Genomic DNA, 12,847 nt, shown 5'->3' on the forward strand with positions numbered 1-12,847 from the left:
TTCCCGGGTCATACCGGCGCACAGAACCGAATATCCATCCGCTCTGCGTGAAAGCGTTTCGAGAAGGGCCGTTCCCGACGATCAGCGACAGAAGGCGCGGCTATTTATAATTTTTGGTTTCAATTTCAACAATGGTATAATATGTTTTTGTATGATTCTATCTCCGGTGTGCTGAGTCTTAACCCGAACTAACCGGGTGTTTGGGTCCTATATTGTTGAATTGGCCTCATATGGGATTTTATCTTGGCAATAAAATATTTATACTGTAATGGAAAGACGGTAGTAATACCTCACAAAGAGGCTGAATGGCATGACAGATAGGCAAAATATACTAAGACTGGCTGCAGTACTTCTGGCGTGCTGCCTTATCCCGGCATTCGCTCCGGCAAGTGCAGCCGAGTCTGCAACTCCGGCCACGCTCACCGTGGCTGCAAACGATAGCACCGAACTGTCGAAGAACCAGGCAGACTATGTCTGTGACGGAGTCAATGACCAGGCCGAGATCCAGGCAGCGCTAGCCGCACTGCCGGAGGGCGGTATGGTCGTCCTGACCGAGGGCACGTTCAACTGCGCCGGGGTCATCGCACCGGCAGCGGGCACGACGCTCTCCGGCCAGGGTCCGGATGCGACGAACCTTGTGTTCACCCAGGATGGGCGCATAAGCGTTGATAAGGAGAACGTCACGCTGGACGGGTTCCACGTCGAGGGGAGCGGCTACAGCAGCGGCGTCAAGTGGCTCGGTGTAGTTACCGTCCGTGCGAGCCATGCTGCGATCCACAACGTCACGGGAACGGCGGATGCAAGCATTCAGGCGGTCTACCTCCTGATTCACGATCCGGCGGTGTACGCTCCGACCCTCGAGGACGTCGAGTTCGTCGACTGCAAGGCCGTGGACACCGGGACTTACGGGTTCCTCCACAATGCCTGGGGGTCTTCCAATAAGGTGATCAAGGACGTCCGCTACGAGAACTGCGCCGCGATCAACTGTGGCAAGTACGGGGCGTTTAACCCCTGGATCACCGGGTTCGACTTTGCGGAGTTGAACGACATGGATGGTCTTAGGGTGACGGACTGTCTCGCGGAGGGCAACCTGGAATCCGGGTTCCACTTCGAGTTCGATCCCACGGTGACGGACGCAGTCCTCGAGAACTGCGTGAGCAAGAACAACGGGCAGAAGCCCTACCCGACAGTGCCCTACAAGCAGAGCGACATGTCGACGCACTACTTCGGGTGCGGCTACTATGCTCCGAACGCTGATGTGACGTTCAAGAACTGCACCGCGGAGAGCAACTCCCTGTATGGGTTCTACGCGACGAACGGCGGCAAGCTCTACGATTGCGTCGAGAAGGATACCGGTGCCGGGAAGACCGACTACACCTACCGTAAGCCGGCCGGCTACTACAGTATCCCGAGCCGTTCAGCGAACCCCGCCCTGGTGCTTGAGAACTGCACGAGCATTGACTCGCACGGTTACGGCATCCAGGTCGATCTCGCGAAGAATATCCAGATCAAGAACTTCGAGCTCGTGAACCCGGCCGGGATTGACGGCAGGGGTGCTAGCCTTGGCGGTACGAACGGCCAGTTCAGTGACGCATCGGTGGATATCGTCGCCTCCGGCGATCAGGTTGACACACTCGTCTGGGCGAAGAACAACCAGAACGTCCAGTACTCGGGCGAGATCTCCTCCGACTCGGCCGATGCGTTCCTGGTTGAAGGCGGCCAGAACGTCAGGACCGAAGGCATGACGGTTGCGCCTGCCGGCGAGTAAATTCGTCAATACTATCGGACTCGATCCGGGTCCGCCCCATCTTTTTTTTTGGTTTTTAGAGATTTTGCCCCGGAAGCCCGCTTCCGGCTCCCGCAGGCAGACTCCTATCCCGGCCCTTGTTTGCGACATCTGCATAGAAACCCTCGATGTCACGGACGATTGCCTGCCAGTTGTACCTTGTCCGGACGAGTTCCTTCGCCTGTTCCCCGAACCTGGCCCGTAAGACGTCGTCGTCGAGCAGGCGCCCGATGGCACCGGCGAACGCTTCCGGCGTGTATTCTGTAGTGAACCCGACCGTGTTGTCGACCCACTCGAGCAGGTCCCCCTGCCCCGTCGTCACGATGGGCGTTCCGCAGAGGCATGCTTCGAGGAACGTCATAGGGAAGCCGGTGAAACTCGGTGTCACGAAGACGTCGGCGTCGGTGTATGCGGCCATCTTGTCTTCCTTGCTCACGAACCCCGTGAAGACCACCCGGTCGTCGAGGTTGAGCGATCGGACCCGTTGCCTGAACTCATCGTTGTGACCCATGTCCCCGCCCACCAGCATGAGGACAGCGTCGTCGAACTCCCGTGCGACCTCCGCAAACGAGCGGATCAGAAGGTCGATCCCCTTCGTTGGATCGAGCCTTCCTAAGTAGAGCACAACCCTCGCGGCGCCGTCGATGCCCCACGCTGCACGGAACCTGCCGCGGGCCGGAAGGTCAGAGTGCTCAGCGGGGTCGATGCCGTTCGGGAAGATCGCGATCTTCTCCTCCGCGACGCCCAGGGCGCGATAGCATTCTGCCTCTGTCTCGTTGAGCGCTATCACCCCCGAGGCGCCGAGGATCACCTCCTTCGACCAGAGTTGGTCGAAGAGTCGTTTCATTCGCCTGGAACCGGTATCCTGCGGGAGCGCCCCGTGCGCCTGGAGCACGTAGGGGACGCCGCACTTCCTCGCGTAGTGCGACGCGATGACGGTGAGCATGGTGCGGTGGTCGTGGATGTGGACCAGGTCAAACTGGTTCATCTCTCTTCGTGCGACCGCCGGCATGTAGTAAGGCAGCACCGGCGCAGCCTCCATCGGGCAATACTTTCGCAGATTTTCAAAGTAGTAGACATTCATCCCGTCGACATCGACCCGGCGGTTCGTCGGCAGGTCGCTTGGGTAGATGCTCCGGTTAGTCGTATAGACCGTGACATCGTGTCCGCTCTCGTGGAGGGTATGCGAGATGTCGTATGCGACCCGTGCCACCCCCCCCGACTCCCAGAGCGGTTTGAAGAACGGGGTGACCTGTAGTATCTTCATGCATCTCCCCCAGTGTTGCGTCCCCTCAGCCGTCTCCGGATCAGACCGGCATAGCAGTTCAGGCAGAACGGCGTCACCAGCCAGACCCCGCATTCGGCCAGGGGGGCGAACCCGTGCTGCCGGATGCGGTAGCGGTAACTCTCCAGGTTGTAGGCCAGGTAATCCTCGCTGATCTGCTCAAACCACCACTGCCGGGTGACCTCTCCGTTCTGCACTCGATCAGAGCACCTTGCTATCCAGCGTTGCACCTTCTCGCGGGTCTGCCCCTTCGCCACCTCCGGTTGGAAGTCGCTATTGATGACGCCGGGGGTGACTGTGTAGCCCCGGATACCGTGCCGGTCAAAATCTACCGAGAGGATCATAGTGCTGTTAATCTTCTCTTTGAAGATCTCGGTATCGAACTGGAAGTTCCCGAGGGAGTAGGCGATCAGGCCGCCGTTGTACCGTTCCAGCCCCTGGATGGTATGTGAGTGGTGCCCGAGAATAAGGGTTGCACCGCTGTCGATGAGGGCATGGGCAAGTCTGGTCTGGTCAGGGGAAGGATAGTAGGTGTTCTCGATCCCCCAGTGCAGGGAGACAACGATATGGTCGCACCGGCCCTTCAGTGCCCTGATGTCATTGATGATGGCCTTCTTCTTCAGTTTCGATACTGTGACGCCCGGCGGGGACCGAAATCTCCCGCTCGTATAGCCGAGGAACCCCAGCCGGATCCCGTTTCTCTCGACGACCAGCCCTGCCGGAGGTTCGTCGCCTCGCACCCCTCCGATGTAGGCGATGTCACGGGATTCGAGACCCTCAAGGGTCTTCTCAAACCCCTCCCGCCCCATGTCGAGCGTGTGGTTGTTCGCCAGGCTGAGGATATCGAACCCGGCGTCTTTGAGGTAATCGCCCGCTTCCGGCGGGGTTGTATTAACCCAGCGCTTCTGGCTCGGATCGCCGCTCTCGGAGAGGACCGTCTCCAGGTTCCCGAAGAGCAGGTCTTTCTGCCGGAATTGGTCCTGGATCAGGGCGAACGGTTTTTTTTCGTTCCTGATCCAGAGAAGCACATCTCCGACGGCCTGCAGCCGCATGGATGTCATATCTCTTCTCCGGCAGTCACTTTTCTGTTTACGGAGGATCTGGACCCGTAGTCGGCCTTCTTCATCATCTGCAGGTCCTCGCCCTCTTCGAGAAAGACCTTCATGTACGGATATCCCGGAATATTGACTTCCCTCCCTCGAAGTGTTGAGTTCCAAACTGGCAGTTCGGCGATATATATCTTTGCCCCGATTAAGGCTACGGGCGAGCCTCTCTCGGCGCGTATGGCAGTCCCGTAGGTTCCCGGGACCCACCTGTAGGTTCCCGGGCTCCACCGGGGCATAGAATGGTTCCGGCAGCAGGACCGCCCGGAATGCCGAACCATTAACTTCATGCAGGTCGAACGCTTCAATACAATATGCGGCAGATGATGAGAGTTACCCCCACTGACCGATGATGAAGCAGGGGACTGATGCCGTTCTGTGTTCATCGCAAGAGTCTGTTCTTCATATCAGGAAAGGGGCACCTGGACCTTGGAGCCTTCTTTTCCTAGAGTTCCCCTTCCGGGGTAGCCAGACATAGCAAAACCGACCGGGCGACTGTAACTGCTGTACTTTCTAGGGTTGCTGATTGAACGGCAAGACTTGTCGAGGTGGCGGCATGCCGGCTGCCAGGGGTCTTCAACCACCCAGACGAGAACTATCGACACGATAGAGTTTCAAGCCCCGCCCTTCAGGGCGGGGTAGTTGACCTCACAGAGATGAACGATATGCGGTGCGGTGTTTTCTCCCGAAGGTACGGGATAACCGGCTATAGTCGAATTCTCTGGGCCACGTCGGTCCCTGGCTGCTATCATCATCGATGGACCGAATTGGGCTGACCGGTGCAGTTACCTCCTGTCCGTCGACTATTTGGGTCGTGAATAATCTTTACCAGGCAACCGGAACTTTCATATTGCAGGACCGACTCTCAAGGAGTGGATAGGATCTGCTTGCGATTCTGTTAAAATTATTCGTCTGCTCTCTATGGGATCAGGATATCCGTTCTCCCTGATCCAGGGTTCGATCTTGGTCGAAGATCGGGGAAACGCCACACTAACGCCACTGCAGAAACATAATCTCAACAGGGTCTATCCCATAGACTCACGAAGACAGCTTAATTCAAGGGGTAGCTTAATTCAGGGTGGTGAGTATCATTGTTGAAGGTTTCAATGGGGGTCTGATTTACGCCGATTGGAGACTTGTACCGGGGAGGACTTATGGCAGCCCAACAATGGCACCATCTAATCTGTGAGAGCGTTACTGACTTCGTTTTCATGTCCATAGTCTGGTTAAGACGATCGCTACCCGTTATCTATCTCATAATTGGATCACCAACTACATCCAGTCCTTGCGGTATGCCGCTGAATTCCGTGGGTGTCGCGAGGCAAATGCAAGTAAGAAGATCGGTCTCCTGAGTTAGCAGACGAATGTCCCTGTACCGCTGGTTACACAGAATAGTGTCACGGAGGTTGCCTCTCTTCAGGTTAGAACTCTGGAGTGTCCACGGCAAACAAATCATGATTCAGAGTGCAATAAATATGGGAATCCTCGTGCTGCTCGCGATATTCATGAGCACGATGGTTATCTTAACATTTATGCAGGAAAATAGCGAGCCTGTCGCCCCTGTTTCCACGAGTAACACCATTCTGGTCACCGCACACGACAGTCCGGAAGAGTTAAAGGTGCTCGCGGATTACATCTGCGACGGCACCGCTGATCAGGTTGAGATCCAGCGAGCACTTAATGCTCTCGGCAGTGCGGGAGGCACGGTCACCCTGACCGAGGGTACCTTCCAGCTCGATAGTAACCTGAACATTCCGAGCAATGTGGTCTTAGAAGGGCAGGGGCCTGACGCTACCTGGCTCTCGTGGTCCTCCGGCCGTATAATGTGCGAAGCACAACAAAACGTCGTGCTGCGTGATTTCAAGACGACAGGCACTGGCGCAATCTTTCTCTACAACAGCGACCATGTGAAAGTCCACAATGTCACGGCAACCGTTGACAACTCCTTCTACGGCGGGGCCTTCTTCCTCTACGTAGGCAATGATGTCATGGAGGATATCGAGTTTGTCAACTGTAAGGCCATTGACTGCGGCAGGCACGGGTGGCAGAGTGCCGGAGAGGGGTCGCCAAGGGTCATCCGGAACATTCGTTACATCGACTGTGAAGCGATCAACTGCGGTCGATATAGCCAGTATTCTCCGCACGGCCAGTGGACGTGTGGGTTCCAGCTTGCAGAGAACGCGGATGTCGAGGACTGCCAGGTCATTCGCTGTTACGCGGAAGGTAATTTAGAGGCGGGGTTCATCGTCGAGGCAGCCCCGAAAAAGACACGGTTTGTTCTTCAGGACTGCGTCTCGAAGAACAACGGCCAAAAACCTGACGATTATTACAATGGTCCAGATGAGGGTATGTCGGGATGCCTCTTCGGTGCCGGGTTCTGGATCGACGGAGATATGACCCTCATCAACTGTACTGCGGCGGACAACAGAAAATATGGGTTTGCTGTGTGGTCTTCATCATCGTATACCAGCCTCTATAACAGTACAGATGCCGGTTCTGAGATCGGGCACCAGCCTGACCGCACGGACGACGTCTACAGGCCGTTAGAGGGATCACATGGAATCCCTGTGGAGTCCGGCTACCAGATGCAGAGGAAGACTAGCACTTATAACGGTACGTCAGGAAGTAGAGAGAACATAGGACTCTCCTCCACGGATCCAGATGTCCATCTTTACAGCTGCACTGACAACAGGTCGACGGTGGGATTCTGGCTGGTTGAGACGCACGGCGTCTATCTTAAGGACTGCAGCAGCCTGAATGCACGGGCTTATGCGATCTATGCGCTCGAAGCAGAGGGAGTCACGATGGAGAATCTGTGTATGACCTATCCTGCCGGTGTTAATGGTAACGGTACGTTCTTCGGCACACTCGCGCACCCGGTCCTCAACAGCCAGTTTGATATCATCGGCCAGAACAGTGCGGATGTCCGGACTGTCTACGGCGAAGGAGGCCGGGGTCTCACATTTACGGGAGTCATCCGGACTGATCACCCGGAGCCGGTGGTTATTAGGGGCGGCAGCGATGTTGATACTAGCGGGCTGCGGATTTTAACTGGAACAGAGGACAGTTACTGGCCGTAGAACTTCCTGATGAGGATTGTGATGGCATACTTATGAGAATAGTTCAGGTTACACCCTATTACCCACCGCACACTGGGGGCATTGAGCGATATGTCCATAATCTGGGCAGGGCGCTTGCCGACCGGGGCCATGAGGTAACTGTTTTGACCGCAAACATACCAGAGGGTAACCCGGTTGAGAACGACAATGGGGTCGTGGTTAAGCGCTACGCCTGCCTGGCATGCCCCTTCAGCGATCCGTTTGTGCCATCCTTCTTCAGGCCCAGTGAGAACCTCGTGGGAGCTGACATCTTGCACGTCCATAACGCATACAGCGCTGCTGCGTTGAGTGCAGCTATTGCCTGGAAAGAGTCCGGTATCCCGACGGTTCTGACACACCACGGGCAGCATATGTTCGGGGATCCGATCAGAGACCTGTTTGTGACGCTCTACCGGAAGACGGTCGAACGCTGGCTGGTAAACAGGATGGACAGGATTGTTACGCTCTCCCCCTCAGATGCGGAGTACGTATCGACCTTTGGTGTCAGCAGAGAGAAGATCTCTATTATCCCAAACGCAATCAGATCCGGGGACTTCCTGCCTTATATGGCCAGGGATACGACCGGGTTTGAGAAGGCGTATGGGCTCGAAGGAAAGAAGAGGGTGCTCTTTGTCGGGCAGATCTCGACGAGGAAAGGGGTTGACACGCTTGTGCGGGCGGTCGACCTGATTGTAAACGAGCAGGGTCGGGATAATCTGATTTTCCTTTTCATCGGGGATGGTGACTACCGGGATAAAGCACGAGAACTCGCCCGGAGCTACCACATCGACACTTATGTCAGATTCCCGGGGACGGTGGCGTTCCAGGATCTCGTCTCGGCATATCTCTCATCAGATGCATATGTTCTCCCTTCCCTCTCGGAAGGAATGCCTACAGTGATCCTGGAGGCCATGTTTTTCGGCCTGCCGATTATCACAACGAATCTGCCCTGCATCAGGGACAATTTTGGTGATCATGCTGTTTTGGTACCCCCCCGTGATGAACATACTCTGGCCTATGTTATCCCGGAGCTACTCGATGATGCTGCACGTTGCCAGCAACTCTCGACGAGGGGGAGGGAACTTGTGCGATCGAATTACACTTGGGATAGTGTTGTACTCGCATATGAACGGCTGTATGAGCAGATGCTTGGGTGATCATTCCCGTCTACCGGTTTCCAGGCTGGAATCTCTAGCACTAAGTACATCCTAGGTGTGTCGGCAGTTGAATATTTTCATGGAACTGGACACAATCGCGTAGTTCAACAACTATTAGGTCTACTATCGGTGCTAGATGGATTGAGGATAGGGTTTTCCCACGTTATCGTCTCGCAGGAGGGAGCGGGAGAGATTGCTCTTCTCCCGGCAGAGGTGTTTTTTATATAAAACGTACATGAGATATAGGGTGCAGGGATAACCAGGGCCGGCTCTTCCCGGCCTTGTCCCGTGCAATGGACCATGGTGGGCTATCGCGACAGGGAGTGAGGGCAGCTCCCTTCTCCGTGATGCGAAACTGTGCCTAGGGCACAAGTAGACAGAGCGCATTATGAGTCTTTGTCTGAGGTCGTCCTAAAAATATGTCGCCTCTCGAATTAAAATCTGGACCGTGGTATTCCGGGAAATTGATGATGATCTGTGGGTAATTGTTGAGAAATAGTTCCCACCAACGAAGCCGCATATCGGGCGGCCCCGATGTGACCTCTCGCCGGCCACAGAAAATCGAACATTTCCCTAACTGGAGATCACCGAGGTGTTCTCCATATGTTCAACGGCATCCTGTACTTTCCAACCCCGGCAAACTGCGGCACCTGATCAACACTACACCGGTACCACCTTGAACTGTGCGAGAAAGGCGTGTACCAGGTGATCTTCCCTGACCCGCTCCGATCCGGTACCGGATCAGAAAGATTAATCTCGTGCACGGTGTGGCCGATATTAGGGTAATCTCGGCGAAAAATGGGATCAATCTGGCATGATTGCTATAAATTGGGCTCTGTTGAAGTGCTTCGCACACCCCCTAGAGAACACCCGGTTACCGGGAGAGGGTGATGACGTGACCTCACGTGAAGTCGCGAAGAACGCGAAGTGCGACGGTTCGTAGAACCGAAGTTCGAGCACCGCAGGTGCGAAGGTGCGACTCCCAATGGAAAGCCGTTTCACCTTCCTAGCCATGGATACAGCTTAGACGGCAGATTCAATGGACATAAGTGCTCCGATCAGGGTATACCGAAGGTTCGGAGAATATTGGGACGACCTCTCTCGTAACTGATGAAAATCGGTAATCTGGAAACAAGGGGTGTTCGTGCAATAGCCGTTTGGCTCCCAGACATAGTGTTTTTCATAACCGGTGGGAGCCTCACGTTATCCGTACCTGGACCGTGAGGCATCGGACTGGTATGAGTGTTTTCATCTGGTGTATTGGCCCCCCTCTCGGCTTCATGTGCGATTTTTACAAAAAATCGTAGTTATATCGAAAAGGTGTCCTGTTCTCCATGCCTTCAAACACGACTTTCCGGAGAATGCCACCTTTAGGGGATTCTCCCCTTCTCGCTCCTCTCCATTGCGTGACGATAGTCGCCACGGCTCAGGACATTGGGCAATCGGAGAGAAATCTGGATCTGGCGCACTTGTTTTCTGCACCTGATGCCCCGCTATCTGTCAACCGAGCCAGTGGCTAAGACATTCATGAGAGTTTTGGGGCGAGATCCTGGCATTTCTCCATCCAGTTCTACGATACATACCGGCCTGAACCCTTTGGGGAAGATATGATTTCTCATGTCATCTTCATGAAAAAGTCCTTTTCGAAAAAATCGGCAGGCTATAAGTTTTATCCGTCAATTGGCGGGTGTTGTCGTGCTCTGTTCTATGTCTCATAATGTGATATTTATATGTATATCCAAAACATATTGTTTGTTTATTCTGATGGAAATGAATTATATTTAATAAAACCCACTATATTTGATAAATACGTGATTTTAAATGTTTTTTAAAATCAATTACTATATATAGTAGAACTATGATACATAATGGACGTCGGAGCGCCTCTGCTCCGGCCCTTGAGTATAGGAGGTATGCGGTTGAGCTATCCTGTTAACGAAATACAGAAAAAACCCAAAAGAAACCCCATTCTCCACCGGAAGGTGCTGCTGCTCCTTCTGGGGTGCGTTGCTCTTGGCTGCATTGTGCAGGCCGGCAGCGCTCTGGTTGTTGCGGCAGGTGACAGTTCTGCCCAGTCGAAAGCACAGGCAGATTATACCTGCGACGGCACCGCTGATCAGGTTGAGATCCAGCGAGCACTTAATGCTCTCGGCAGTGCGGGAGGCACGGTCACCCTGACCGAGGGTACCTTCCAGCTCGATAGTAACCTGAACATTCCGAGCAATGTGGTCTTAGAAGGGCAGGGGCCTGACGCTACCTGGCTCTCGTGGTCCTCCGGCCGTATAATGTGCGAAGCACAACAAAACGTCGTGCTGCGTGATTTCAAGACGACAGGCACTGGCGCAATCTTTCTCTACAACAGCGACCATGTGAAAGTCCACAATGTCACGGCAACCGTTGACAACTCCTTCTACGGCGGGGCCTTCTTCCTCTACGTAGGCAATGATGTCATGGAGGATATCGAGTTTGTCAACTGTAAGGCCATTGACTGCGGCAGGCACGGGTGGCAGAGTGCCGGAGAGGGGTCGCCAAGGGTCATCCGGAACATTCGTTACATCGACTGTGAAGCGATCAACTGCGGTCGATATAGCCAGTATTCTCCGCACGGCCAGTGGACGTGTGGGTTCCAGCTTGCAGAGAACGCGGATGTCGAGGACTGCCAGGTCATTCGCTGTTACGCGGAAGGTAATTTAGAGGCGGGGTTCATCGTCGAGGCAGCCCCGAAAAAGACACGGTTTGTTCTTCAGGACTGCGTCTCGAAGAACAACGGCCAAAAACCTGACGATTATTACAATGGTCCAGAAGATTCGGACTCGTACGGGTGCCTTTTCGGCGCCGGGTTCTTTCTTCATGGAGACATGACTCTCATTAACTGCACTGCGGCGGATAACAGGAATTATGGGTATGCTGTGTGGTATCCATCGGCGTATGCCAGCCTTTATAATTGTACGGACACCGGTTCTGAGATCGGGTACTGGCTTGACTACACGAGTAATGTGCATTTGGAGAACTGTATCTCAGTTGACGCCAAGAAGTACGGAATCAGGGCGGCAGATGCCGGGCAAATAACTACAAATGGATTGGTCATCGTTAACCCGAAAGGTGACGGTTCAAAGAGCAACGTCTTCGGCATCTCCGGATACCCGATCAGGGATAGTTCATTTAATATCGACACCTACGGTGGCGGGGGCACCCCGGTCTCGTGTCCGAACGGTCAGAACATCCAGTTCTCCGGAACCGTCCGGTCGAACGCGGCCCAGCCTGTTGCCGTATCAGGTTCGGTCGACGTGTCGCGCCTGACCATGCAACCGTATTCTGGCGAGCAACCGTCACCGGTTACCCCCACGCCCACCACCCCGACTCCCTCCGGGAAGCCGGACCTCGTGGTGACTGACATCTCCTGGAACCCGGCAAGTCCGGCAACCGGGAGTGCGGTGACGTTCTCGGCCACCCTCAAGAATCAGGGGACTGCCCCCGCGCCTGCGGGAGTCATCACCGGTGTTGCTTTCCTCGTGGACGACAGTCTTACTGTCTGGTCGGATAGCCACACCTCTGCGATCCCACCTGGTGAATGGGTGACCGTGACCGCGAACGGCGGTCCGAGTGGTTCTGCCATCTGGGAGGCAACTTCCGGGACGCACACCGTCCAAGCCTGGGTGGATGATATCGATCGGATTGCCGAGGCTGATGAGACCAACAACGTTATGAGCAAGGAGATCGTCGTCGGCGCCACCCCGGCTCCCTCCGGGAAGCCGGACCTCGTGGTGACTGACATCTCCTGGAACCCGGCAAGTCCGGCAACCGGGAGTGCGGTGACGTTCTCGGCCACCCTCAAGAATCAGGGGACTGCCCCCGCGCCTGCGGGAGTCATCACCGGTGTTGCTTTCCTCGTGGACGACAGTCTTACTGTCTGGTCGGATAGCCACACCTCTGCGATCCCACCTGGTGAATGGGTGACCGTGACCGCGAACGGCGGTCCGAGTGGTTCTGCCATCTGGGAGGCAACTTCCGGGACGCACACCGTCCAAGCCTGGGTGGATGATATCGATCGGATTGCCGAGGCTGATGAGACCAACAACGTTATGAGCAAGGAGATCGTCGTCGGCGCCACCCCGGCTCCCGTCAGGGGAGACCTCAACGGAGATGGCAGTGTTGACTGGGCCGACGTGACGGTCGCTGCCGAGATGGCGCAGGGGAAGACCACCCCCAACACGGCTGCCGACCTTGACGGAAACGGCACTGTGGACTGGAACGACGTTGCCCTGCTCGCTGACTTCTTCTTCGGCAGGACTTCCTCGCTCTAACGCCTGTACCGGGAGCGGAGATATCTCCCTCTCTCCTGCTTTATTTTGCCCGGTTGCTAGCCGGAAATTTCTCTGCCGCTCTCGTGAACGTTACTGGTGGAGCATATCCCAAAC

The 12,847-nt window shown here is 55.2% G+C and carries 7 protein-coding genes; 4 read left to right on the top strand and 3 right to left on the bottom strand.

All coding sequences use genetic code 11. The annotated features are described in order from the left end of the window. The first annotated feature begins 310 nt into the window (after positions 1–310). Positions 311–1,768, top strand: a complete 1,458-nt coding sequence (locus PLN84_RS00240; RefSeq protein ID WP_292384261.1) for a right-handed parallel beta-helix repeat-containing protein — start codon at positions 311–313, stop codon at positions 1,766–1,768. A 55-nt stretch (positions 1,769–1,823) separates the two neighbouring features. On the opposite strand, the gene PLN84_RS00245 is transcribed toward PLN84_RS00240, so the two are convergent. Genes PLN84_RS00245 through PLN84_RS00255 form a run of 3 tightly spaced genes read right to left on the bottom strand, consistent with a single transcriptional unit; the run spans position 1,824 to position 4,413 of the window. Then, positions 1,824–3,053, bottom strand: a complete 1,230-nt coding sequence (locus PLN84_RS00245; protein ID WP_292384260.1) for a glycosyltransferase — start codon at positions 3,051–3,053, stop codon at positions 1,824–1,826. Continuing rightward, on the bottom strand, positions 3,050–4,132 hold the full coding sequence (locus PLN84_RS00250; protein ID WP_292384258.1) for a CapA family protein: 1,083 nt from the start codon (positions 4,130–4,132) through the stop codon (positions 3,050–3,052). The genes PLN84_RS00245 and PLN84_RS00250 overlap by 4 nt, the downstream gene beginning before the upstream one ends. Then, positions 4,129–4,413: a hypothetical protein gene (locus PLN84_RS00255; RefSeq protein WP_292384257.1), complete on the bottom strand. Its 285-nt coding sequence runs from the start codon at positions 4,411–4,413 to the stop codon at positions 4,129–4,131. Before PLN84_RS00255 ends, PLN84_RS00250 begins: the two co-directional genes overlap by 4 nt. A 1,236-nt stretch (positions 4,414–5,649) precedes the next feature. On the opposite strand from PLN84_RS00255, the gene PLN84_RS00260 reads away from it, so the two are divergent. The 3 genes from PLN84_RS00260 (at position 5,650) to PLN84_RS00270 (ending at position 12,733) form a co-directional block, all read left to right on the top strand. Continuing rightward, positions 5,650–7,254 carry a right-handed parallel beta-helix repeat-containing protein gene (locus tag PLN84_RS00260; RefSeq protein ID WP_300033115.1) on the top strand — a complete coding sequence of 535 codons (1,605 nt, stop codon included), beginning with the start codon at positions 5,650–5,652 and terminating at the stop codon, positions 7,252–7,254. 32 nt (positions 7,255–7,286) lie between these two features. Next, positions 7,287–8,429, top strand: coding sequence for a glycosyltransferase family 4 protein (locus PLN84_RS00265; RefSeq protein WP_299954978.1), 1,143 nt, complete (start codon positions 7,287–7,289; stop codon positions 8,427–8,429). Positions 8,430–10,411: 1,982 nt separating this feature from the next. Further along, positions 10,412–12,733 carry a CARDB domain-containing protein gene (locus PLN84_RS00270; protein ID WP_348531851.1) on the top strand — a complete coding sequence of 774 codons (2,322 nt, stop codon included), beginning with the start codon at positions 10,412–10,414 and terminating at the stop codon, positions 12,731–12,733. Positions 12,734–12,847 lie beyond the last annotated feature (114 nt).

Origin of the sequence: Methanoculleus sp., from assembly GCF_035363275.1 — an archaeon.
Taxonomy (GTDB): Archaea; Halobacteriota; Methanomicrobia; order Methanomicrobiales; family Methanoculleaceae; genus Methanoculleus.

Bases quoted from the DNA above. Each gene is read 5' to 3' on its own strand.
- PLN84_RS00260 (WP_300033115.1), top strand. From the start codon at position 5,650: ATGGGAATCCTCGTGCTGCTCGCGATATTCATGAGCACGATGGTTATC.
- PLN84_RS00240 (WP_292384261.1), top strand. From the start codon at position 311: ATGACAGATAGGCAAAATATACTAAGACTGGCTGCAGTACTTCTGGCG.
- PLN84_RS00265 (WP_299954978.1), top strand. From the start codon at position 7,287: ATGAGAATAGTTCAGGTTACACCCTATTACCCACCGCACACTGGGGGC.
- PLN84_RS00255 (WP_292384257.1), bottom strand. From the start codon at position 4,413: ATGCCCCGGTGGAGCCCGGGAACCTACAGGTGGGTCCCGGGAACCTAC.
- PLN84_RS00250 (WP_292384258.1), bottom strand. From the start codon at position 4,132: ATGACATCCATGCGGCTGCAGGCCGTCGGAGATGTGCTTCTCTGGATC.
- PLN84_RS00245 (WP_292384260.1), bottom strand. From the start codon at position 3,053: ATGAAGATACTACAGGTCACCCCGTTCTTCAAACCGCTCTGGGAGTCG.